The sequence below is a fragment of the Marinobacterium halophilum genome, assembly GCF_003014615.1.
Classification (GTDB): domain Bacteria; phylum Pseudomonadota; class Gammaproteobacteria; order Pseudomonadales; family Balneatricaceae; genus Marinobacterium; species Marinobacterium halophilum.
Genome location: NZ_PYGI01000005.1, coordinates 39,649 through 62,003, shown reverse-complemented (window position 1 = coordinate 62,003; position 22,355 = coordinate 39,649). Strand labels below are relative to the sequence as shown.

Genomic DNA, 22,355 nt, shown 5'->3' with positions numbered 1-22,355 from the left:
CTCAATTCAATGCGCGTATGCGCAACAGAACCCCGAAGCGGGGGTGGTCGATGTAATGGGTTTCGTTGGAGCGCATGCGGCGAGACTGGTCCATGCGCCAGCGTTGCGTGTTATCAGCATCAACCACTACCGGTACGGTAATATTGCTTACGGTAGCGGGTGTGTCCGGGTTTTCCGCTGTGTAATTGCCGTTCATGTTTGTGCTGCTGAACTCCAGTCGGGGTTGTGCATGCAGGAAGCGGTTCTTGTAGATCTTGATACTCCCGTCCAGCTGTAGATCATCGAAGTCAGCCTTGATGCGGACTTCGCGCGCCCGTGATTTCCCGCCGATCGATTGCAGCCAGCCGCGATGATACAGCAGCTTGTAGTCGGCCGAGCGCGACAGAGCGGCGGCATCACCGCCGAGCTGCAAGTCGTTCTGCGGCAGCTCTTCGAATCTCGATAGAGGATAGCCATCCCAGCTTGAAGGGAGGAGGCTTGCGCTCAGGTCCAGGGCTGGCAAGTCGTCCGGCCAGTATTCCTCGCCCAGGTTGGCAGGATTTTCGTGGCTGAAAACCAGCATTTCAACCTTGTACAAGCTTGCGGCCTGGGTGATTGCCGGTAATGCAGCGAGCGTGGCCAATGCGATTGAGCGGCGCAATAGGGGAGCCATGAGTTAAGCGTTCTCCTTGGATGACAGTTGGGTCAGCAGGGTCTCGACCGCTTCAAAACGGGAGGCGACCTTTTCCATGGGCTGAGTAAAACGCAATATGCTGGCGCCGTCCAGACGAAAACGCTGTGGCTGGCGTTGAATCATGGTGATCAGTGCCAGAGGGTCGACGTTGGGCTCCGCCTCAAATTCGAGGCGGCCGCCTTTATCACCGGCATCGAGCTTGATAATGCCTAGTGCTTCGGCGCGCAGTTTGACGTGGGTGAGGCGGATCAGATTGCGGGTCGGTTCCGGCAATAGCCCAAAGCGGTCGATCATTTCAACTTGCAGTTCATCCAGTGCGGCAGCATCGGCGGCATTGGCGATCCGTTTGTAGATGATCAAGCGATTATGAACATCGGGAAGATAGTCTTCGGGGATGAGGGCCGGAATGTGCAGGTTGACCTCGCAGCCATGGTGCAGCGGCTTGTCGAGGTTGGGAGTCTTGCCTTCCTGTATTGACTTGATCGCCTGATCCAGCATTTCCATGTACAGGCTGAAGCCGATACTTTGCATCTGTCCGCTCTGATCTTCACCCAGTAGCTCGCCGGCACCACGAATTTCCAGATCGTGTGTGGCCAGGGTGAAACCGGCCCCCAGAGTGCTGGACTGACCAATCGCTTCCAGGCGTTTGGCAGCATCGGTGGTGATCAGCTTCGGCGGTGGTGTCAGCAGGTAGGCGTAGGCCTGGTGGTGTGAGCGGCCGACCCGTCCGCGCAACTGATGCAGCTGGGCCAGGCCGAATTTGTCAGCGCGATCGATGACGATGGTATTGGCGCTGGGGACGTCGATGCCGGTTTCGATGATGGTGGTGCAGACCAGAACATTGAAGCGTTTGTGGTAAAAGTCGCTCATCACCTGTTCAAGCTCGCGCTCGCGCATCTGGCCATGGCCAATCGCAACCCGTGCCTCAGGTACCAGTTCGCTGATCTCGGCGGCCGTTTTCTCGATCGTTTTGACTTCATTATGCAGGTAGTACACCTGACCGCCACGCAGCAATTCACGCAGAATGGCTTCCTTGATCATCGGCTTCTCGCTCTGACGCACGAATGTCTTGACCGACAGGCGGCGCGCAGGCGGTGTGGCGATGATCGACAGGTCGCGGATGCCGGACATGGCCATGTTCAGCGTGCGCGGGATCGGTGTGGCGGTCAGGGTCAGGATATCAACCTCGGAGCGCAGTGATTTGAGGCGTTCTTTCTGCTGTACGCCAAAGCGGTGTTCTTCATCGATGATTAACAGGCCGAGATCGCTGAAACGAATGTCGCCCTGCAGCAGCTTGTGTGTGCCGATGAGAATGTCGACTTTACCTTCACTAAGGGCGGTGAGGGTCGCCTGCTGTTGTTTGGCGCTTTTGAAGCGAGAAATCAGCTCAACTTCAACGGGCCAGTCGGCAAAACGGTCGCGGAAATTCTCGAAGTGCTGTTGTGCAAGCAGAGTGGTGGGTACCAGAACGGCAACCTGTTTGCCGCTTTGCACCGCGATGAAGGCGGCTCGCATCGCCACTTCCGTCTTGCCGAAGCCGACATCGCCACACACCAGACGGTCCATCGGCGCGGGTGCGCGCATGTCCGCGACAACGGCTTGAATGGTGTTGGCCTGATCGGGCGTTTCCTCGAACGGGAAACTGGCCGAAAACTGCTGATATTCCGCGTCACTGCAGTCGAAGCTGAAACCTTTGCGGGCTGCACGGCGGGCATAGATATCCAGCAGTTCGGCGGCCGAGTCGCGTACCTTCTCGGCGGCCTTGCGGCGGGCCTTGCTCCATTGCTCGGTACCCAGGCGGTGCAGGGGGGCGGACTCGTCGCTGGCACCTGAATAGCGACCAATCAGATGCAGTGAGGAAACCGGAACATAGAGTTTGGCGGCATCGGCATATTCCAGTACCAGAAACTCTGCAGCCTGGTTGTCGACGCTGATGGTTTGCAGGCCCTGGTAGCGGCCAACACCGTGGTCGATATGTACGACGGGCGCGCCCAGTGTCAGTTCAGACAGGTGGCGTATCGCCTGATCGGCGTCGATCTGTTCCTTGTCGCGGCGTCGACGCTGGAAAACCTGGCGTCCGAACAGTTGGCTTTCGGTGACTACGATTGCCTGGCCACGAACCGTTAGTCCCTGCTCGAGCGTGCTGGTGGTGATGGCTAGTGCCGGGCGGCTGTCTCTGAACTCTGCCCAGTCGCGGCATTCAACAAGATCCATGCCGATCTTGCGCGCATGCTCCAGCAGCGCCTCGCGGCGGCCGGCTGACTCGGCGCAGATCAGTAGGGGAGTTGAGTCTGCCTGGTGGAATGAGGCCAGTCCGGCCAGCGGACTTTGAGCGTCCGGGCTGCTGAGGTCTGGCGGCTGTTCACAGGGCAGGTTGTCACGGCCGGGCTTAACCTCTTCCGCATCGGCGTTAAGGCGTACCAGCGGGTATTCACGCAAGCGGGTGAACAGTTCATCCGCTGATAAAAACAGCTCTGCCGGAGTGAGGACCGGGCGCTGCAGGTCACCGCTGCGTTCATCATGACGATGGCGGGCGTCGTTGCCAAACTGGTCGGCGACGACTTTCAGTGCCTGATCGTACAGCACCAATGTCTGTGCGGGCAGATAATCAAACAGAGTCGACATCTGTTCGAAAAACAGGGGCGCATAATATTCAATGCCCGGTGGTGTCAGGCCGCTGGCAACATCCTGGTAGATGGTGCAGCGGGTATGGTCGACATCGAAGCGTTCACGCCAGCGTTGCTTGAAGCGGGTGATGGCATCCTGATCGAACGGGAATTCGCGTGCAGGTAATAAGTGAATGCGTTCGACTTTCTCGATTGAGCGTTGAGTGTCGGGGTCGAAGGTGCGGATGGTATCGATTTCATCATCGAACAGATCAATACGCAGCGGCTGTTCAACGCCCATCGGGAAGAGGTCGATAATGGCACCGCGGATCGCAAACTCGCCATGTTCATACACGGTATCCACGGCGTGGTAGCCGGCATCAATAAAGCGCTGGCGCAATGCAATGCTGTCCAGGCGTTGACCTGTTTCAAGAAACAGGGCATTTGTCGAAACGAATCGCACCGGTGGCAGGCGGTGCAGCAGTGTTGACGCCGGGACGATCAATACGCCGCGCTGTTGCTCGGGAAGTTGATGCAGCGTCTGGATACGACTTGAGGTGATATCCTGATGCGGCGAAAAACTGTCATAGGGCAGTGTTTCCCAGTCAGGCAAAAGCGTGACCGGCAGCGATGGGCCACAAAAGAAGCGGACTTCCTGCAGAAGGCGCTCGGCGCTTTCCATATCCTGACTGATCAGCAGAATCATGCCCGCATGTTGGCGGCTGATCTGTTCGACGAGCAGGCCGGTCGCGCTGCCGATCACCTGTCCCAGTCGTTTCTGGTCGCCAGGGCCTTTGGGTGTTGGGATGCTGAATACCGTTGACAACTCTGGCTCCTTGATCCTGCTGAAAAAAGTGAAGTGTACCTGCTGGCGGCGCTAAGCGCAGCCTTGACGCGCAGGCGTGACGAAAGTCTACGTTGTTGGGTTTGCTCCGGATCGCCGAAAAGAGGATAATGCGCGCACCCAAATTGAGCATTGACAATTTCGGAGTTACCCCGTGAGCCAAGAACTGATTTTTGCAGACTGGAAAGCCCGTGAAGCGATCGCCGAGGCGATGGTACCCCTGGTTGGTCGTCTGTACCGTGACCGAAACATCGAGATCTCTGTTTACGGTCGTCTGATCGTCAAGCGGTCTGTGATCAATATTTTGAAAGCACACCGTTTTGTGCGTCAGCTGGAAGCAGAAGAGTTGTCAGTCGTTGACACCTTCCCGATCCTTGAAGCTGTTGCTGAAATGGATGTTACCAATGCGCACATCGACATTGGCAAGCTGGCGGTAGAATTCCGCAATGAAGGCAATGGCCGCACGCTGCAGGAATTTCTGCAGGCTGAGCTGGCAGATGCTTCTACCGAGCCGGCTGAAGCTCACGAATCTACCGACGTTGTCCTGTACGGCTTTGGTCGCATCGGTCGCCTGTTGGCGCGCCTGATGCTGGATCGTGCCGGTGGCGGACACTCTCTGCGTCTGCGTGCCATCGTGGTGCGTAACGGCGGTGCTGATAGCGATATTGAAAAACGTGCCAGCCTGTTGCGTCGTGACTCTGTACACGGTTCCTTCAAGGGCACCATTCAGATCGATGAAGAAAACAATGCGATCATTGCCAATGGCAACTACATTCAGGTGATCTTCGCTGACGGGCCGGACAAGGTGGATTACACCCAGTACGGTATCAAGAACGCACTGGTTATCGACAACACCGGTAAGTGGCGTGATGAGGAAGGCCTGTCCCTGCACTTGCAATCCAAGGGCGTTGCGCGTGCATTGCTGACCGCTCCGGGCAAAGGCGTCAAGAACATTGTAATGGGCGTGAACCATGGCGATGTATGCGATGATGATCGCGTATTGTCAGCAGCGTCCTGCACCACTAATGCGATTGTGCCGGTGCTGAAGGCCGTTAACGATCAGTTCGGCGTTGTGAATGGTCATGTTGAAACCGTTCACTCCTACACCAACGACCAGAACCTGATCGACAACTACCATAAAGGTGATCGTCGTGGTCGCGCTGCTGCGTTGAACATGGTGTTGACCGAGACGGGTGCTGCCAAGGCCGTTGCCAAGGCGCTGCCTGAGCTGGAAGGCAAGCTGACCGGTAACGCAATTCGTGTACCGACACCGAACGTGTCCATGGCTATCCTGAACCTGAACCTGTCGAAGGCGACTGACAAGGATGAGCTGAACGCATATCTGCGTGACGCGGCGCTGCATTCCGAGCTGCAGAAGCAGATCGATTACAGCAACTCACCGGAAGCGGTTTCGTCTGACTTTGTCGGTTCGCGCGCTGCCGGTGTGGTTGATGCGCTGGCAACCATCGTTGATGGTAACCGCTGCGTACTCTACGTTTGGTACGATAACGAGTTCGGCTATAGCTGTCAGGTTATTCGCATGGCTCAGCATCTGGCCAAGTGTACGCTGGATGCCTTCCCGAAGGCCAAGCACTAAGCGCCGGCGGGATGATAGAAGGCTGCTGAAAAGCGGCCTTTTTTTATAGGTGTTACTGCATATTCCATTAAGAAATATGCAGGTTCAAAAAAAGTCTATCGCGGGGTTTAGAATTTCTCGGCCATTCGTCCAAGTAAAACAGTGGTTTGTAGCAAAAGGCTGACCGACTCGGTTATACTTGCAGGGATTTTTTGGTGGGAAATCTCCAGTGCCGGCAGCAGTGTGCGGATCGTTTTAGAGCGGGTCTGCTCGACTGTTATGCTGTCTGTACGGAGCCTCCTGAATATTTTAGAAAGTTGGGTGAGACGCATGATCAAGATCAATAAGGGTCTGGATCTACCAATCGCAGGTGCGCCTGAACAGACCATCCAGGATGGTCCCAAGGTGCGGACTGTGGCCCTGCTTGGCCAGGATTATGTTGGTATGAAGCCGACAATGATGGTCAAAGAGGGTGATCGAGTGAAACTCGGTCAGGTGATCTTTACCGATAAAAAAACAGAAGGGGTTCAATATACGGCTCCCGGTGCCGGTACAGTGCGTGCCATCAACCGTGGTGATCGTCGTGTATTGCAATCTGTGGTCATTGAACTGGATGATCAGGAAGAGTCAGTCGAATTTGCCAGTTATTCAGCGGCCGAGCTGGGTAAACTGTCTCGCGAGAAGATTGAAGAAAATCTTCTGGCTTCCGGCTTGTGGACTGCTTTCAGAACACGTCCGTTCAGTCGTGTGCCGCAGGTTGGTACAACGCCCAGCTCTATCTTCGTTACCGCGATTGATACCAATCCATTGGCGGCCAGTCCTGAGCTGATCATCAATGCGCAGCCGGAAGCGTTCACCAATGGCCTCAAGTTGCTGACGCAGCTGAGCGGCGGCAAGGTGTTCCTGTGTCAGGCTGAAGGTGTCAGCATCCCGACCACTGAGGGTGTGAGTGTCGAAGTGTTCGCGGGCAAACATCCGGCGGGCAACGTTGGTACACATGTTCACTTCCTTGACCCGGTCTCTGCGGATAAAACCGTTTGGTCTATCGGCTATCAGGACGTAATTGCGTTCGGTAAGCTCTTCATCGACGGACGTCTGCCGACGGATCGTGTCGTCGCGTTGGCAGGTCCTCAGGTTGAACAGCCGTTGCTTGTCCGCACCCGTATGGGTGTGTCGACTGAAGAGTTGACTGCCGGTCGTCTTAAGTCCGGTAAGAACCGCGTTATCAGCGGATCTGTCTGGAACGGTCACGCTGCTTCCGGTCCGCAGGGATATCTGGGGCGCTATGCCAACCAGCTCAGTGTGTTGTTGGAAGGTGATAGCCGTGACTTCCTGGGCTGGATCGTGCCTGGCAGCAACAAGTTCTCCGTGCTGAACATGTTTGCCTCTGCGCTGTCTCCGCGCAAGCTGTTCAACTTTACTACTACAACAAACGGATCTGAACGGGCCATGATTCCCGTAGGTCAGTTTGAAGCACTGATGCCGCTCGATATCTTGCCCACCCAGTTGCTGCGTGCGCTGGTAACCGGCGATATCGTGACCGCGATGCAGCTCGGCTGTCTTGAGCTGGATGAAGAAGACCTCGCTTTGTGTACGTTTGCGTGCCCGGGCAAGTATGAATATGGTCCGATTCTTCGCGACAACCTGACGCGCATCGAGAAAGAGGCGTAAGAGAGGCTGGTCATGAGTTTGAGAACCGTTCTGGATAAAATGGAGCCGCATTTCCACAAAGGCGGCAAGTACGAAAACTGGTACGCACTGTATGAAGCAGTCGATACCATTTTCTATACCCCGGGTCATGTCACCAAAGCCGCTGCACATGTGCGCGATGGTGTCGACTTGAAGCGCATCATGATTCTGGTGTGGATGTGTACCTTCCCGGCGATCTTCTTCGGGATGTACAACGTGGGTCTGCAGGCGAATACCGCCATGGCTGAGCTCGGCTTGGCCGAGTCAACCGGATGGCGTGGAGCGTTGGCGGCATCCCTGACCGGGTTCAACCCCGAAAGCATTTGGGACAACATAATTCATGGTGCTGTCTACTGGTTGCCGATCTATCTGACCACATTCATTGTGGGCGGCTTCTGGGAAGTGATGTTCGCCATGAAGCGTGGTCATGAAGTCAATGAAGGCTTCTTTGTGACCTCGATCCTGTTCGCCCTGATTCTGCCGCCGACCATCCCGCTGTGGCAGGTTGCACTGGGTATCAGTTTCGGTGTCGTGATCGGTAAGGAAGTGTTCGGTGGTACCGGCAAAAACTTCCTGAACCCGGCGCTGACAGGTCGTGCATTCCTATTCTTTGCCTACCCGGCACAAATGTCGGGTGATGCGATCTGGACTGCCGTTGACGGTTTCTCCGGTGCTACGCCTCTGGGCCTGGCAGCGATGGGTGGCGTGGAAGCGATCCTGAATACCAATTTGACATGGTTTGATGCCTTTGTGGGTACGATCCAGGGCTCTGTTGGTGAGACCTCGACGCTGGCGATCATGATCGGTGGTGCGGTGATCCTGTTTGCCCGTATCGCAGCCTGGCGGATTGTGGCCGGTGTATTCCTGGGCATGGTAGCCATGTCGAGCCTGTTCAACATGATCGGCTCGGACAGCAACCCGATGTTCAATATGCCGTTCTGGTGGCACCTGGTGCTGGGCGGATTTGCGTTCGGCATGTTCTTCATGGCGACGGATCCGGTTTCGGCTTCAATGACCAGCGCTGGCAAATGGGCGTTTGGTGCGTTGATCGGTGTGATGGTTGTACTGATTCGTGTTGCCAACCCGGCGTTTCCTGAAGGGATGATGCTGGCCATTCTGTTTGCCAACCTGTTTGCGCCGCTGATTGACAACTTTGTCGTGCAGGCGAATATCAAGCGGAGGATGAAACGTAATGTCGTCTAATAACGATACTATGGGCAAAACCCTGCTGGTAACCATTCTGCTGTGCGTTATCTGCTCAGTAGTGGTATCGGGCGCAGCGGTAATTCTGAAGCCCAAGCAGGTAGCCAACAAGGAAGTCGACCGCAAGAGCAATATTCTTGCGGCGGCAGGTATCACTGATGCCAACAAAAGCGTCGATGAACTGTTCGAACAGATCACGACCCGCTACGTCGAGCTGGACAGCGGCAAGTTTGTAGAGCCGCCGGCCGGTTATGATGAAGGCAAGGCAGCAAAAGACGCCGAATTGGGCGAATCCTTGCCGCGTAAAGCCGATATCGCCGGTATCAAATACCAGGCCAAGATCATGCCGGTTTACCTGGTTGAAGGTGCCGACGGTCAGGTTGAGCGTGTCATTCTGCCGGTTCATGGCAAGGGTCTTTGGTCAACGCTGTACGGTTTTCTGGCACTGGAAGGTGACCTGAATACTGTTGTCGGTCTGGGCTTCTACTCCCATGCTGAAACACCGGGTCTGGGTGGCGAAGTCGATAACCCGGACTGGAAAGCACTTTGGCCCGGCAAAAAGGTATATGGCGAAGACACCACTGATCCGAAGATTGGCCTGATCAAGGGCAGTGTTGATGCGTCTACATCTAATGCCGAGTACAAGGTCGATGGTCTGTCGGGCGCAACCCTGACGGCCAATGGCGTGACTAACCTGGTTCAGTTCTGGATGGGTGAGAACGGCTATGCGCCCTTCCTGAACAACCTGCGTGCAGGGGAGGCTTAATCCATGTCAAAGACTAAAGACGTTCTGGTATCGCCAATCTTTACGAACAACCCGATTGCACTGCAGATCCTGGGTGTATGTTCTGCGTTGGCGGTTACCTCCAACATGGCGACTGCGTTGGTAATGACGCTTGCGGTAATAGCCGTAACCGCATTCTCCAACTTCTTCGTATCGCTGATTCGTAATCACATTCCAGGCAATATTCGTATCATCGTGCAGATGACGATCATTGCATCATTGGTAATCGTGGTTGACCAGATCCTCAAGGCGTTTGCCTATGAGATCTCCAAGCAGCTGTCGGTATTCGTTGGCTTGATCATTACCAACTGTATCGTTATGGGGCGCGCGGAAGCCTTCGCGATGAAGAATCCGCCGGTACAGAGCTTCATGGATGGTATCGGTAACGGCCTCGGCTACGGTGTGGTACTGCTATTCGTCGGTTTCTTCCGCGAACTGTTCGGCTCCGGTTCACTGTTTGGTGTCGAAATCCTGCCGTTGGTGAACAATGGTGGCTGGTACCAGGGTAATGGCTTGATGCTGTTGCCGCCGAGTGCGTTCTTCCTGATCGGTATCTTTATCTGGATCATCCGTACATGGAAGCCGGATCAGGTTGAAAAACCTGACTTCGAGATGGCTCCGAACACCAAGAAGGGGGCGGTGTAAATCATGGAACAGCTGATCAGCCTTGCGGTCAAGGCGATTTTCGTTGAAAACATGGCGCTGGCCTTCTTCCTGGGGATGTGTACATTCCTGGCGATTTCAAAGAAGGTGCAGACGGCTATTGGCTTGGGTATCGCGGTTATCGTGGTGCTGGTCATTACCGTGCCGGTCAATAACCTGATCTTCAATTATCTGCTGCGCGAAGGTGCGCTGGCGTGGGCCGGTTACCCGGAAGTGGATCTGAGCTTCCTGGGCTATATCTCCTACATCGGCGTAATTGCTGCGATCGTACAGATCATGGAGATGTTCCTGGACAAGTTCGTACCTGCGCTTTACAACGCGCTGGGTGTGTTCTTGCCGCTGATCACCGTGAACTGCGCCATCATGGGTGCTGCTCTGTTCATGGTAGAGCGCGATTACACCTTCGGTGAAAGTGTGGTCTACGGTGCGGGTGCAGGTATCGGTTGGGCGCTGGCGATTGCCGCCCTGGCAGGTATTCGTGAGAAGCTCAAGTACAGTGACGTGCCGCACGGTCTGCGTGGTCTGGGGATCACCTTCATCACTGTGGGTCTGATGTCTCTTGGCTTCATGTCGTTCTCCGGCGTTCAGCTGTAAGCAGCCGACATGAAATGCCTAAAGGATAGGATAAACAGATGAATACAGAAGTCATTATCCTCGGTGTTGTGATGTTTACGGCAGTGGTGCTTGCACTGGTTGCCGTCATCCTTGCAGCCCGAGCCAAGATGGTCAGTTCCGGTAATGTGACCATCGAGATCAACGATGATCCGGAAAAATCGATCACTGTTCCGGCCGGTGGCAAGCTGCTGCAGACCCTGGCCGACAAGGGTATCTTCTTGGCGTCCGCATGTGGCGGCGGTGGTACCTGTGCACAGTGTAAATGTCAGGTGACCGATGGCGGCGGCTCCATGCTGCCGACAGAGGAATCCCATTTCACCCTGCGTGAAGGCAAGGAAGGCTGGCGTCTGTCGTGCCAGGTAGCCGTCAAGCAGGACATGAAAATTCATGTTGAAGATGATGTTTTCGGCGTGAAGAAGTGGGAATGTACGGTCGAGTCCAACCCGAACGTGGCAACCTTCATCAAAGAGCTGACTTTGCGTCTGCCTGAAGGTGAAAGCGTTGATTTCCGTGCGGGTGGTTACGTGCAGCTTGAAGCGCCGGCACATGTGGTCAACTACAAGGATTTCGATATCCAGCCTGAGTTCCGTGGTGATTGGGACAAGTTCGACATGTGGCAGTTTGTGTCCAAGGTCGATGAGCCTGTCATTCGTGCGTACTCCATGGCGAACTATCCGGAAGAGCGTGGTGTGGTCAAGTTCAACATCCGTATCGCATCTCCGCCTCCGGGTAGTCAGGGTATTCCGCCGGGCCAGATGTCCTCGTATGTGTTCAGCCTGAAGCCGGGCGACAAGATCACGGTGTACGGACCCTTCGGTGAATTCTTCGCCAAGGATACCGACAACGAGATGGTGTTTATCGGTGGTGGTGCGGGCATGGCCCCGATGCGTTCACACATCTTCGATCAGCTGAAGCGTCTGAACTCCACACGCAAGATCTCCTTCTGGTACGGTGCTCGTTCCGTCCGTGAAGCTTTCTACGTGGAAGAGTTCGACAAGCTGGCGGAAGAGAACGAAAACTTCACTTGGCATCTGGCACTGTCTGATCCGCAACCGGAAGACAACTGGACCGGTTATACCGGCTTCATCCATAACGTACTGTACGAGCAATACCTGCGCGATCATGATGCGCCTGAGGATTGTGAATACTACATGTGTGGTCCGCCGATGATGAACGCATCCGTTGTCAAAATGCTGGAAGATATGGGTGTCGAGCCTGACAATATCCTGCTGGATGACTTTGGTGGCTGATATTAATGGTTGATCAGATACGTCTGACTAAATGGCTGGCAGCCTCGCTGCTGGCCGTTTTTGTTTTGGGCTTGCTCGGATGTAATCAGACACCGCCGGAACGTGTCGTCGGCTTTCAGGGGCTGACCATGGGCACCAGCTTCAGTATGAAGTGGGTTGATGTTGATGACGGTCGTGTGCCGGTGATCCGTAAGGCTGCAGCGGCGTTGCTGAGTGACGTAAATCAGCAGATGTCGACTTATATCGAAGAGTCCGAACTGTCACGTCTGAATCGTGCTGAGGCGGGCGTGCCGCATCATATCGGACCTGAGTTGATGCAGGTGATGGTGCTCGCACAGCAGATCAGTCAGCGTACGGGAGGTGCTTTTGATGTAACGGTTGGGCCGTTGGTCAATTTATGGGGGTTCGGGCCGGATGGCCGTATTACTCATCAGCCGGATCAAGACAAGGTCAATCAGCTGAAAGCCCGCATCGGTTACCAGTTCGTACACCTGGATTCTGCCGAGTCTACGCTGACCAAAGAGCACGACCAGTACATAGATCTGTCCGCGATCGCCAAGGGCTATGGCGTCGACCAGTTGGCGGAACTGCTGGAATCTTATGGTATCCAGCGTTACCTGGTAGAAATTGGCGGTGAGTTGCGAATCAAGGGGCTGAAGCCCGGAGACGATCCCTGGCGGCTGGCGATTGAAGCACCTGAAATCGGCGAACGCACGGTGGAGCGGGTGATCAGTATTCAGCGCGGTGCTGTGGCGACATCCGGGGATTATCGCAATTACTTTGAAGAAGATGGTGTGCGTTACTCCCATGCCATTGATCCACGTACGGCGTATCCTATTCGCCACAAGTTGGCGTCCGTCACGGTTATCAGTGAAACCTGTGCAGAGGCTGATGCATTGGCTACGGCCTTGATGGTGATGGGAGACGAACAAGGTTACAATTTTGCCCTTGAACAGGGCATCAACGCTTTATTTATCAGCAAGGGCAGTGCCGGGTTTGATGTGCGTTCTACACCGGGCTTTGCACCTTATCTGCAATAACCCTTTGGGAGGTTGTGATGGATACAATGATTCTGACGTTTGCCGCGTTGCTGTGCATTATCATCGCCATGTCGGTGGGCGTGTTGTTGGGCGGTAAGCCGATCGCCGGTTCTTGCGGGGGCATGAGTGCTCTGGGCATGGATACCGTCTGCGATATTTGTGGTGGTGATCCCAATAAATGCGATGAAGAGCAGGAACGCACGGCTGCAGTGTCTGCACCGGCTGATCTTGCATACGAGATTAAATCTAAAGGTTAATTGGTTGTTGGTATTGAGATCTCTAAGCTGGTGACAGGCCATTACGTGTTTGGGTCTGCACCAGGTTTGCTCAACTAAGGGGAAAAGAATGGCTGTATATGACTATGATGTCGTGGTAATCGGTTCCGGTCCTGCGGGTGAAGGTGCTGCAATCAATGCGGCCAAGCAGGGGCGTCGGGTTGCGATTGTGGAAGAGCAGGATACCGTCGGTGGCAACTGCACCCATAAGGGGACCATTCCGTCGAAGGCACTGCGTCATTCCGTCAAGCAGATCATTGAATTCAACACTAACCCGATGTTCCGTGATATCGGTGAGCCGCGCTGGTTCTCATTCCCCAAAGTGCTCAACCGTGCTGAAAAAGTGATCTCCAATCAGGTAATGTTGCGCACCAACTTCTATGCACGTAATCGTGTGGATGTGTTCTTCGGTCATGCCACGTTTCTGAAGCAGGGCGAAATTCAAGTTGAGGGGCACAACAGAGGGCGTGAGCTGCTACGTTCCAAGAATGTTGTGATCGCCACCGGTTCCAGTCCCTGGTGTCCGCCGGATATCGACTTCGACCATCCGCGTATCTACAGCTCTGATACTATCCTGAAGCTCAGTCATACTCCTCGTACACTGGTTATCTTCGGTGCCGGTGTTATCGGTTGCGAGTATGCGTCCATTTTCAGCGGGCTGGGTGTAAAGGTCGATCTGATCGACATGCGTGATCGTTTGTTGTCATTCCTGGATGACGAGATTTCCGATGCGCTGAGCTATCACTTGCGCAACAACGCGGTGAAAATTCGCCATAATGAAGACTATGAGTCTGTCACTGGCGATGCCCATGGCGTGACCGTTGCACTGAAATCCGGTAAGCGTATTCGTGCTGATGCTTTCCTTTGGTGTAATGGTCGTTCAGGCAATACCCAGAATCTCGGTCTGGATATCATTGGTCTTGATATCAATAGCCGTGGCCAGGTGGCTGTTGATGAGCACTACCGTACCTCGGTAGATGGAGTTTATGCGGTAGGCGACGTCATCGGCTGGCCGAGTCTGGCATCGGCCGCGCTGGATCAGGGGCGTTCGGCGTCTGCTGATATGCTGTCGGCGGATGACTTCCGTTACATCAATGACGTACCGACCGGGATCTATACCATTCCGGAGATCAGCTCCATCGGTAAAACTGAAGAGGAGTTGACGGCAGAGTGTGTGCCCTATGAAGTGGGGCAGGCGTTCTTCAAGGACACGGCGCGGGCACAGATTTCCGGTGAGCCGGTTGGCATGTTGAAGATTCTGTTTAACCGGGAGACATTACAGATCCTGGGTATTCACTGTTTTGGTGATCAGGCGTCGGAGATCATCCACATCGGTCAGGCCATCATGGGTCAGAAAGGTGAGGCCAATACCTTGAAGTACTTCATCAACACGACCTTCAACTATCCGACTATGGCCGAGGCCTACCGGGTGGCAGCGATTTCGGGTCTGAACCGTATCGCCAACCTGTAATAGAGCGGCTATCAACGCACGTCGAGGTTGCTTACTTCGGCGTGTGTTTTTTGTTTTTGGGCGGCAAGTAGATGTCGTCTTCGAGAAAACGTCCCTTTACTTTCAGTTTTGCTTCTACCCAGCGGTTGAAGAGCTTCCACAGCAGAAATCCCGGTGTCATCATCAGCATGATAGCAATCATCAGGCCAGCGCCTGCATGAGAAGCAGGGAAAAGATCAATAATCCACTGCAAGACACCCAGTTGGCGGCCGGTATAGAACCAGGCGATAAGGCCGACAAAGCCTGCGCCAGTGGCAAGCAGATATAGCCTGGGGTGTGGTGTATCCAGGGGTTTGTGACTCATGGGTAAAGGTCCGCTCGGGTTACAAAATACGTTGGGGCATAATAACAGCCTGATACGGTTGCGGCTAAGGCTGTATATACAGATGATTCCTCGTTGTTGATGAGCGGTGGTTCAAGTAACTGTCTTCCGGCAGGATTTTGCTGATTCTGTTAGAGCTCGGGCGATAACTGTGCTTTAATCCTGCACCATGTTTAGACCACTATCGATTTTTGTCGGCTTGCGCTATACCGCTGCAAAGCGCGGCAACCATTTCATATCTTTCATTTCCCTGGTGTCGATGCTTGGCTTGATGCTGGGCGTAGCAGCCTTGATCGTCGTGCTGTCCGTGATGAACGGTTTCGATCGTGAACTGCGCCAGCGGATTCTTGGCATGGTACCTCATGCCACACTGGCCGGTTATGCGGATCAGGGCCTAGATGACTGGTCCGTGTTGCGTGAGCAGGTGCTTGCGCAGTCTGGTGTCGCTGGTGCGGCTCCCTATGTGCAGGCCCAGGGCATGCTCACCAGTCGTGGCCGCGTACAGGGTGTATTGGTTAATGGTATAGACCCGGTACTGGAGCCGGGCGTATCGATTATTGCGCAGCACATGCAGGCCGGTGAGCTGAATGATCTGGTTGCCGGCGAGTACGGTATCGTACTGGGTGAGCTGCTGGCCCGTTTTCTTGGTGTTGAGGTTGGTGACAAGGTGACACTGGTGTTGCCGGAAGCTTCGATCAGTGTTGCGGGTGTTATTCCCCGGCTTAAACGCTTTGATGTGATCGGGATTTTCTCGGTTGGGGCTGAGCTGGATGCCAATCTTGCCTATATCCACATGACGGATGCCGCCCGCATCAAACGCATGCCTGCTGAACGTGTCGATGGCTTGCGCCTGAAGTTTGATGACCTGTTTACTGCGCCGCAACAGGCACAGCAGATCGCACGGAGCCAATCGCGTCCGCTGTATGTCAATGACTGGACGCGTACACATGGCAACCTGTTTCAGGCCATTCAAATGGAAAAGCGCATGATCGGTCTGCTTTTGCTGCTGATTGTGTTTGTTGCAGCATTCAATATTGTTTCTACCCTGGTGATGGTGGTGACGGACAAGCGTTCCGATATTGCCATTCTGCGTACGATGGGGGCGACGCCTTCGACGATATTGCGCATTTTCATGGTGCAGGGGATCGTGATTGGGCTGATTGGTACGGCGCTGGGAGTGGTGCTGGGTGTCACATTGGCACTGACCGTTACGGATCTGGTGGCCTGGATTGAACGCATGCTGGGTATCGAGTTCCTGTCGGCCGATGTGTATTTCATCAGTTACTTGCCGTCACAATTGATCTGGTCGGATGTTGGCATGATTACACTGGCCGCATTCGCGATCAGTTTTGTGGCCACTTTATACCCGGCCTGGCGTGCATCGCGGACTCAGCCAGCGGAGGCTCTGCGTTATGAATAATCCTGTACTGAGCTGTGAGGGCATCAGTAAAAGCTATGAGGAAGCGGGTCAGCCGATTCATATTCTTAAATCGGTCGCACTGTCGGTATCGCCTGGTGAGCGGGTTGCAATCATCGGCAGCTCCGGCAGTGGCAAAAGTACACTGCTGAATATTCTGGGTGGGCTTGATACGCCGGATGAGGGCAGTGTCAGTGTACTTGGACAATCCCTGTATACAGTCAGTGAGCGTCAGCGTTCACGTCTGCGTAACCAGTCGCTGGGGTTTGTTTATCAGTTTCATCACCTGTTGCATGAATTCACGGCACTTGAAAACGTGGCGATGCCCTTGTTGATTGCAGGACAATCCAGCCGTCTGGCGGCTGAACGTGCCAGTGCCTTGCTGGAACGCGTCGGGTTGAGTCATCGCGTGCGTCACAAGCCTTCGCAGCTCAGCGGGGGCGAACGTCAGCGTGTTGCCATTGCGCGGGCGCTGGTGACCGAGCCTGCCTGTGTGCTGATGGATGAGCCAACGGGTAATCTTGATCGCCATACGGCAGCTGATGTGCAGAGCTATCTGGATGAGCTCAATCGTACGCTGGATACGGCGTTTGTCATCGTGACGCATGATATGCAGCTGGCTGAGCGTATGGGGCGGGCAATGGAACTTGTAGACGGTGTGCTGACGGATCGTGGCACCTGACCCGGCACTCTCTTACTTTTTACGAGGATGTTTGGTACGCAGTTGCGCGCGCTTGCGCCAGCTGCGATTTACATGCCAAATCCAGAAACGGCTGATCAGTGCGTAGCCGGCAATGCCAAATACCACACCGCACAAAAGACTACCCAGCAATAACGGCCACCAGATGGATGCAAACTCACTCTGAATGGTCGCCAGGTCCCATGCCCACCCCGCATCGACTCGAGACCCCGTTCCCAATATCCATGTACCCAGGCGGTAGCAGGCATAGAATATTGGCGGTATGGTTATGGGGTTGGTAATCCAGACCAATCCAATCGAGATCGGCAAGTTGCTGGACGCTATGATCGCGAGTACAGCGGCGACGACCATTTGTCCCGGGATCGGCATGAACGCGCACAGGATCCCGACGAGAAAGGCACGTGCAACGGATTTGCGCGTCAGGTGCCATAGGTTGGGATCATGCAAATGACGCCCGAGCCAGCTGAGGTGACGATGGCTGCGCAGCGTTTTTTCATCGGGCATGTATTTTCTAAGCAGCTTGCGAGGCATCGAGGACTGATTTACCGGTTCTGATGAGTGCGGCCATTATGCCGCCAGAACGTCGTTAAGCCAACTGTAAGGATCAAGGATGATCGCTTATCTGTTCGGAATTGTGTGTGTTGCCCTTCTGCCGGATCTGTATTGGGCGGGGTGGTGCTTATTGATTCTGCTGTCGGGGGCGTTATACAAACGTATCCGCAAACCCCTCCTGTTATGTGCAGTCGGCGTACTGCTGGCGACGGTATATGGTGGCTGGCAGTTGTCATATCGCTTCACCTTGCCACCTCAAGACGTGAATATGGAAGCTGAGATCGTTACGTTACCGCACCTTCAGGATGGCCGTTACCGCTTATTGCTCAAACCCCTGGTTGTTGACTCTGATCAGCCGCAACTGCAGCGCCTGCGGTTGCTTAGGGTCAGCTATTACGGTACCGATCATGATTTCGCCGAGGGTGATCGGTTGCGCGTGGTTGTGCGGGTCAGTCCACCGCGAGGGTTGAGTAACCCGGCTGCATTTGATCTGGAGCGCTTTTATCTGAGTCGAGGGATAGATGCGCGAGGCTATATCAAACAGGTGCTGTCCCGTGTCCCGGCGCAGGGAGAGCTGCGTTACCTGAGGCAGTCGTTGGCTGATTATCTACAGTCCAGCTTCGAACCGGTGGCGGCGGCGACTCTGAGAGCGTTGCTGCTGGGTGACCGCAGTCAGCTTACGGGTGAGCAATGGGACGTGTTGCGGATGACGGGAACCGCACACCTGTTTGTGGTCAGTGGCCTGCATGTAGCCGTCGTCGCGGCTATGGGCTGGTGTGTGGGACGCGGCTTGATGCTCCCCGGGCTGCTGTTGGGCTTTTCTGCACGGTGGGTGCGCTTCGTGCCAGTACTCTGTGCACTGGCGATTGCCGGTGCGTATGCAGGGCTTTCGGGTTGGGGGGTGCCGGTGCAGCGGGCCTGGCTGATGCTGGCCATTTTTGTGCTGGGAGGCTGGTTTCTGCAGCCATTAACGGGCTGGCAACGCTGGCGAGTGGCTCTGGTCGTTGTTATCAGCCTGCAACCATTGGCGGTGCTGGAGGCGGGGACGTGGCTTTCATTCGGTGCGGTAGCACTGATTCTCTGGTTATTTCAAGTACGTGACGACGGCCCTGCGGCGCGTTTGCCGGTGCATGTGTGGTTACGTCTGCAGGGTGTACTTTTTTTCGGCATGCTGCCCTTAATGGCGGCATCTTTCAACCAGATGAGCCTGGTGTCGGTGCCGGTCAACCTGATCGCGGTGCCCGTGGTCACGTTGTTGGTCTGGTCGCTGCCGTTACTATTGGTATCGTCACTGTTCAGCCCGCTGGTGGCTCAGGTACTTGAGTCGGGTATTGGGCTCCTGTGGCAGCTGCTGTCGTGGTGTGCCGAGGTGCCAGGGCTGTATGTTGAAGTCGCTGCGCCGTCGACGATAACCCTGATGTTGGCAAGTGTCGCCATCGCACTGTTGCTGCTGCCCATGCCGATGCTATACCGCATGCTGGTGTTACCGCTCTTGATTCCCTTGCTGTCGGTGCGAGGGCCTGTGCCGGAATCAGGGGATTTCAATGCATGGATGTTTGATGTAGGGCAAGGGCAGGCGGTGCTGATCGAAACGGCCGAAGGGGCGGTGCTGTATGATACCGGACCCGGTTATTCCAGTGGTGGGTCGGCCTTTGCGTTTGCAGTGGAACCCTGGCTGAGGGCGCGTGGCATTAAGCGACTGGAGTACCTGGTGCTCAGTCATGGTGATGCTGACCACAGTGGTGGATATCCGGCAGTGATCGATACTCTCGCGATAGGGCGTGTCTATGCCGGTGAACCGGAGCAAGCTCCGGGTGCGATACAGTGCCGGGCGCAGCGTTGGCATCTGGGTGGTGTAGCGTTTGGCTTCCTGCCGGTATTTGATGTTACCGCTGAGCCAACGGCGAACAATCGCTCCTGTGTCCTGCATGTGGTCAATGATAACTGCAGTCTGCTGCTGACGGGTGATCTGGATGTCAGTGGTGAATACCGGCTGCTGTCGGGTGGCTTTCAGGAGCCGCTAACGTGGTTGGTGGCTGGGCATCATGGCAGTCGAGATTCCACGACAGCTGCGATTCTTGATCTGCTGCAGCCGGCGCAGGTGTTGATCAGTGCAGGTCGTTACAACCGTTTCGGGCATCCGCACGAACAGGTATTGGCGCGTCTCAGTCATCGTCAAATACCTTGGGTGCTGACGGCGGAGACCGGTGCTGTGGAAATGGTTGCCGATGCGGGACAGTGTCGGATCAATCGCTACAGAGAGCAGGAAAAGCGTTATTGGACAGCTGGTTAACGCCTTACTCCCGCTAGTGTTGCTGTGATAAAGTTTACCAATTCAACAGGAGGTGAATCCAAGGTGTTTGAGATTATTGTTGCGGGTGGCTGGCTGATGTTGCCCATCGTGGCTTGCTCGATTGCTGCGTTGGCAATTTGTGGCAACCGTCTGTTGGTTCTGCGTCCAGGTCTGATTACTCCGCCGGGTTTGTTGGCGGAAGTGTGGGAGCTGACGCAAAGCGGCAATATGACCGCCGAACGTCTGTCTGCCATTCGTGGTGCGAGTCCGTTGGGGCGGATCATTATCGCGGGACTCAATAACTCGCGTCATGGTCGGGACATCATGAAAGAAAGCATTCAGGAAGAGGCCTCTCATGTCATTCATGACCTTGAGCGTTTTCTGAATCCTTTGGGTACGATCGCGGCAATCACACCCTTGCTGGGTTTGCTGGGTACTGTTATAGGCATGATCAAGGTCTTCATGGAGATCATGGTTCAGGGGACCGGTAATGCCAGTATTTTGGCGGGAGGGATCTCGGAAGCGCTGATTACTACCGCTGCTGGCCTGTCGGTGGCCATTCCCGCATTGGTGATGCACCGTTACTTCCAGCGCCGAATCGATACGCTGGTTCTGACCATGGAGCAGGAATCCATCAAACTGGTGGAAGCGATTCATGGTGATCGCGAAGTCGATATCCAATAGTCGCGGAGAGTGCGGTGAAATTTCAACGTCAACGACGTGAAGAGATCAGCATTAACCTGACACCGCTGATCGATGTGGTGTTTCTGCTGCTGATCTTCTTCATGATAACAACCACGTTCACCCAGGAATCACATTTGAGCATCAGCTTGCCTGACGCTTCGAGCGAACCGCGAGCGGTAGCTGCTGAAACGGACAGCATTGATGTTGTCGTGGGTACCCAGGGACAATACTCAGTCAATGGCCAGCCACTGGTCACCAGCGATGCCGCGACCCTCAAGCGGGCAGTGGTTAAATTGACCGGTGAGCAGCGTGACATCCCCTTTATCATTACGGCAGATGCCGCTGCGAGTCATCAGTCGGTGGTGACCGTGATGGATGTTGCCGGTCAGCTTGGCTTTAAGCAGTTGAGCATAGCGACCCGGAAAACAGCTGAGTGATGTCGTTGCAGCATGCCTGGTATGCGCGGGCGGGATGGCTGCGGCTACTGCGTCCATTGTCAGCACTGTTTACACATCTGGTGCGTCGTCGTTGTCGTCGTTTGCGGCAGCTCGGCGCAGCAGCGGCTGGTATTCCGGTGCCGGTCATTATTGTGGGCAACATCAGCATCGGCGGGACGGGCAAGACACCGCTGACGATTGTATTGATCGAGATATTGCGTCGGCACGGCTATCGCCCTGGTGTGGTGAGTCGTGGATACGGTGCCAAACCACCCACATATCCCTGGACTGTCACGGCTGATAGTCGCCCGAGTGAGGGGGGAGATGAACCCTGTCTGATTGTGCAGCGCACGGGCGTGCCTCTGGTCATCGACCCAAACCGTGTCGAAGCCGTGCGTACCCTGTTGCAGGACCATGCGTGTAATCTGATTATCAGTGATGATGGCCTGCAGCATTACGCATTGGCGCGCGATATTGAAATAGCGGTCGTGGACGGCGTTCGTGGGTTGGGTAATGGGCGCTGTCTGCCGGAAGGGCCGCTCCGAGAGCCTCCTGAGCGGCTGGCGTCGGTTGACTGGGTGGTCATTAACGGCGGTGATGGAATGCAAGGCGTGCAAGGCTTGCCAGTACTGGCCGCTGACGCAGTGCAGATGCAATTGGCACCGATGGCGCTGGTGCCGTTACAGGATGGCCCAGTGCTGACAGGTGACGGCTGGCCGTACTCGCGCCGGGTGCATGCCCTGGCGGGTATAGGTAATCCATCGCGCTTTTTTGATACTCTGCGGCTAATGGGGTTTGATCCGATTGAGCATCCGCTGATGGACCATGCCGAGATACAGCCGGAGATGCTTGAACTGGAACCGCAATTGCCCATTATCATGACGGAAAAGGATGCCGTAAAATGTCGGCAGTTAACGCCTGAAAATTGCTGGGCATTGCGTGTGGATGCGCAGCTGCCTGAAGGCTTTGAACAACAACTTATTCAGCGCCTGGCACAGCTGTCGGCGCAACAGACAGGACAGAATGATGGATCCCAAACTGCTTGATATTCTGGTATGCCCCGTGTCCAAAGCACCTCTGGAATGGAATAAAGAAACGCATGAGCTGATCTGTCGTACCAGTGGCCTGGCATACCCGATTCGTGATGATATTCCAGTGATGCTGGAATCTGAAGCCCGTACGCTGACGGCCGATGAGCGACTGAAGGAGAGCAAGTAACGTC

21 protein-coding genes are annotated in these 22,355 nt (G+C 55.1%); 17 read left to right on the top strand and 4 right to left on the bottom strand.

Annotation, left to right across the window (positions count from 1 at the left end; genetic code table 11):
• Nucleotide 1 precedes the first annotated feature (1 nt).
• Nucleotides 2-652 (bottom strand): peptidoglycan binding protein CsiV, encoded by a 651-nt coding sequence (locus CLV44_RS04680; protein ID WP_106590953.1) that lies wholly within the window; start codon nt 650-652, stop codon nt 2-4.
• A 3-nt stretch (nt 653-655) separates the two neighbouring features.
• Entirely contained in the window at nt 656-4,105 is a 3,450-nt protein-coding gene (gene mfd / locus CLV44_RS04675) for a transcription-repair coupling factor (protein WP_211298079.1), read from the bottom strand.
• A gap of 172 nt (nt 4,106-4,277) precedes the next feature.
• Here mfd and CLV44_RS04670 point away from each other — a divergent pair, with 172 nt between their 5' ends.
• From CLV44_RS04670 to sthA, 10 genes are all read left to right on the top strand, one after another.
• Nucleotides 4,278-5,720 (top strand): glyceraldehyde-3-phosphate dehydrogenase, encoded by a 1,443-nt coding sequence (locus CLV44_RS04670; RefSeq protein ID WP_106590952.1) that lies wholly within the window; start codon nt 4,278-4,280, stop codon nt 5,718-5,720.
• 309 nt (nt 5,721-6,029) lie between these two features.
• A complete protein-coding gene (locus CLV44_RS04660; protein ID WP_106590950.1) occupies nt 6,030-7,370 on the top strand; it encodes a Na(+)-translocating NADH-quinone reductase subunit A in 1,341 nt (446 codons plus the stop codon).
• A 12-nt stretch (nt 7,371-7,382) separates the two neighbouring features.
• Nucleotides 7,383-8,591: an NADH:ubiquinone reductase (Na(+)-transporting) subunit B gene (locus CLV44_RS04655; protein ID WP_106590949.1), complete on the top strand. Its 1,209-nt coding sequence runs from the start codon at nt 7,383-7,385 to the stop codon at nt 8,589-8,591.
• Nucleotides 8,581-9,357, top strand: coding sequence for a Na(+)-translocating NADH-quinone reductase subunit C (locus CLV44_RS04650; protein WP_106590948.1), 777 nt, complete (start codon nt 8,581-8,583; stop codon nt 9,355-9,357). Before CLV44_RS04655 ends, CLV44_RS04650 begins: the two co-directional genes overlap by 11 nt.
• Before the next feature lie 3 nt (nt 9,358-9,360).
• Nucleotides 9,361-10,020 (top strand): NADH:ubiquinone reductase (Na(+)-transporting) subunit D, encoded by a 660-nt coding sequence (locus tag CLV44_RS04645; protein ID WP_106590947.1) that lies wholly within the window; start codon nt 9,361-9,363, stop codon nt 10,018-10,020.
• Nucleotides 10,021-10,023: 3 nt separating this feature from the next.
• Entirely contained in the window at nt 10,024-10,632 is a 609-nt protein-coding gene (gene nqrE / locus CLV44_RS04640; RefSeq protein WP_106590946.1) for an NADH:ubiquinone reductase (Na(+)-transporting) subunit E, read from the top strand.
• A gap of 38 nt (nt 10,633-10,670) precedes the next feature.
• Nucleotides 10,671-11,903, top strand: a complete 1,233-nt coding sequence (gene nqrF, locus CLV44_RS04635) for an NADH:ubiquinone reductase (Na(+)-transporting) subunit F (protein ID WP_106590945.1) — start codon at nt 10,671-10,673, stop codon at nt 11,901-11,903.
• 5 nt (nt 11,904-11,908) lie between these two features.
• Nucleotides 11,909-12,943: an FAD:protein FMN transferase gene (locus CLV44_RS04630; RefSeq protein WP_106590944.1), complete on the top strand. Its 1,035-nt coding sequence runs from the start codon at nt 11,909-11,911 to the stop codon at nt 12,941-12,943.
• A gap of 17 nt (nt 12,944-12,960) precedes the next feature.
• Entirely contained in the window at nt 12,961-13,200 is a 240-nt protein-coding gene (gene nqrM, locus CLV44_RS04625) for a (Na+)-NQR maturation NqrM (protein ID WP_106590943.1), read from the top strand.
• Nucleotides 13,201-13,288: 88 nt separating this feature from the next.
• Nucleotides 13,289-14,689 carry a Si-specific NAD(P)(+) transhydrogenase gene (sthA, locus tag CLV44_RS04620; RefSeq protein ID WP_106590942.1) on the top strand — a complete coding sequence of 467 codons (1,401 nt, stop codon included), beginning with the start codon at nt 13,289-13,291 and terminating at the stop codon, nt 14,687-14,689.
• Nucleotides 14,690-14,720: 31 nt separating this feature from the next.
• Here the strand turns inward: sthA and CLV44_RS04615 are convergent, their stop codons facing one another.
• Nucleotides 14,721-15,032, bottom strand: a complete 312-nt coding sequence (locus CLV44_RS04615) for a hypothetical protein (RefSeq protein ID WP_106590941.1) — start codon at nt 15,030-15,032, stop codon at nt 14,721-14,723.
• Between the two features lie 187 nt (nt 15,033-15,219).
• Between CLV44_RS04615 and CLV44_RS04610 the strand changes: the two genes are divergently transcribed.
• Nucleotides 15,220-16,470: a lipoprotein-releasing ABC transporter permease subunit gene (locus CLV44_RS04610; protein WP_106590940.1), complete on the top strand. Its 1,251-nt coding sequence runs from the start codon at nt 15,220-15,222 to the stop codon at nt 16,468-16,470.
• Complete coding sequence (gene lolD, locus CLV44_RS04605) at nt 16,463-17,149, top strand: lipoprotein-releasing ABC transporter ATP-binding protein LolD (RefSeq protein WP_106590939.1); 687 nt, start codon at nt 16,463-16,465, stop codon at nt 17,147-17,149. The genes CLV44_RS04610 and lolD overlap by 8 nt, the downstream gene beginning before the upstream one ends.
• A 12-nt stretch (nt 17,150-17,161) precedes the next feature.
• Here the strand turns inward: lolD and CLV44_RS04600 are convergent, their stop codons facing one another.
• Nucleotides 17,162-17,671 carry a DUF2062 domain-containing protein gene (locus CLV44_RS04600; protein WP_245912605.1) on the bottom strand — a complete coding sequence of 170 codons (510 nt, stop codon included), beginning with the start codon at nt 17,669-17,671 and terminating at the stop codon, nt 17,162-17,164.
• 106 nt (nt 17,672-17,777) lie between these two features.
• On the opposite strand from CLV44_RS04600, the gene CLV44_RS04595 reads away from it, so the two are divergent.
• The 5 genes from CLV44_RS04595 (at nt 17,778) to CLV44_RS04575 (ending at nt 22,351) form a co-directional block, all read left to right on the top strand.
• The gene (locus tag CLV44_RS04595) at nt 17,778-20,012 is read left to right on the top strand and encodes a DNA internalization-related competence protein ComEC/Rec2 (RefSeq protein WP_106590937.1); all 2,235 of its coding nucleotides are present in this window, start codon (nt 17,778-17,780) and stop codon (nt 20,010-20,012) included.
• A gap of 63 nt (nt 20,013-20,075) precedes the next feature.
• Complete coding sequence (locus tag CLV44_RS04590; protein ID WP_106590936.1) at nt 20,076-20,696, top strand: MotA/TolQ/ExbB proton channel family protein; 621 nt, start codon at nt 20,076-20,078, stop codon at nt 20,694-20,696.
• Between the two features lie 14 nt (nt 20,697-20,710).
• Nucleotides 20,711-21,133 (top strand): ExbD/TolR family protein, encoded by a 423-nt coding sequence (locus tag CLV44_RS04585; RefSeq protein ID WP_106590935.1) that lies wholly within the window; start codon nt 20,711-20,713, stop codon nt 21,131-21,133.
• Nucleotides 21,133-22,179, top strand: coding sequence for a tetraacyldisaccharide 4'-kinase (gene lpxK / locus CLV44_RS04580; RefSeq protein WP_106590934.1), 1,047 nt, complete (start codon nt 21,133-21,135; stop codon nt 22,177-22,179). The genes CLV44_RS04585 and lpxK overlap by 1 nt, the downstream gene beginning before the upstream one ends.
• On the top strand, nt 22,160-22,351 hold the full coding sequence (locus CLV44_RS04575) for a Trm112 family protein (RefSeq protein ID WP_106590933.1): 192 nt from the start codon (nt 22,160-22,162) through the stop codon (nt 22,349-22,351). Before lpxK ends, CLV44_RS04575 begins: the two co-directional genes overlap by 20 nt.
• Nucleotides 22,352-22,355: the final 4 nt, after the last annotated feature.

Coding starts and splice junctions, on each gene's coding strand:
- lolD (WP_106590939.1), top strand. CDS start 16,463: ATGAATAATCCTGTACTGAGCTGTGAGGGCATCAGTAAAAGCTATGAG.
- CLV44_RS04655 (WP_106590949.1), top strand. CDS start 7,383: ATGAGTTTGAGAACCGTTCTGGATAAAATGGAGCCGCATTTCCACAAA.
- CLV44_RS04660 (WP_106590950.1), top strand. CDS start 6,030: ATGATCAAGATCAATAAGGGTCTGGATCTACCAATCGCAGGTGCGCCT.
- CLV44_RS04630 (WP_106590944.1), top strand. CDS start 11,909: ATGGTTGATCAGATACGTCTGACTAAATGGCTGGCAGCCTCGCTGCTG.
- CLV44_RS04575 (WP_106590933.1), top strand. CDS start 22,160: ATGGATCCCAAACTGCTTGATATTCTGGTATGCCCCGTGTCCAAAGCA.
- CLV44_RS04615 (WP_106590941.1), bottom strand. CDS start 15,032: ATGAGTCACAAACCCCTGGATACACCACACCCCAGGCTATATCTGCTT.
- sthA (WP_106590942.1), top strand. CDS start 13,289: ATGGCTGTATATGACTATGATGTCGTGGTAATCGGTTCCGGTCCTGCG.
- nqrE (WP_106590946.1), top strand. CDS start 10,024: ATGGAACAGCTGATCAGCCTTGCGGTCAAGGCGATTTTCGTTGAAAAC.
- CLV44_RS04645 (WP_106590947.1), top strand. CDS start 9,361: ATGTCAAAGACTAAAGACGTTCTGGTATCGCCAATCTTTACGAACAAC.
- lpxK (WP_106590934.1), top strand. CDS start 21,133: ATGTCGTTGCAGCATGCCTGGTATGCGCGGGCGGGATGGCTGCGGCTA.
- CLV44_RS04600 (WP_245912605.1), bottom strand. CDS start 17,671: ATGCCCGATGAAAAAACGCTGCGCAGCCATCGTCACCTCAGCTGGCTC.
- CLV44_RS04595 (WP_106590937.1), top strand. CDS start 17,778: ATGATCGCTTATCTGTTCGGAATTGTGTGTGTTGCCCTTCTGCCGGAT.
- CLV44_RS04610 (WP_106590940.1), top strand. CDS start 15,220: ATGTTTAGACCACTATCGATTTTTGTCGGCTTGCGCTATACCGCTGCA.
- nqrF (WP_106590945.1), top strand. CDS start 10,671: ATGAATACAGAAGTCATTATCCTCGGTGTTGTGATGTTTACGGCAGTG.
- CLV44_RS04650 (WP_106590948.1), top strand. CDS start 8,581: ATGTCGTCTAATAACGATACTATGGGCAAAACCCTGCTGGTAACCATT.
- CLV44_RS04680 (WP_106590953.1), bottom strand. CDS start 652: ATGGCTCCCCTATTGCGCCGCTCAATCGCATTGGCCACGCTCGCTGCA.
- nqrM (WP_106590943.1), top strand. CDS start 12,961: ATGGATACAATGATTCTGACGTTTGCCGCGTTGCTGTGCATTATCATC.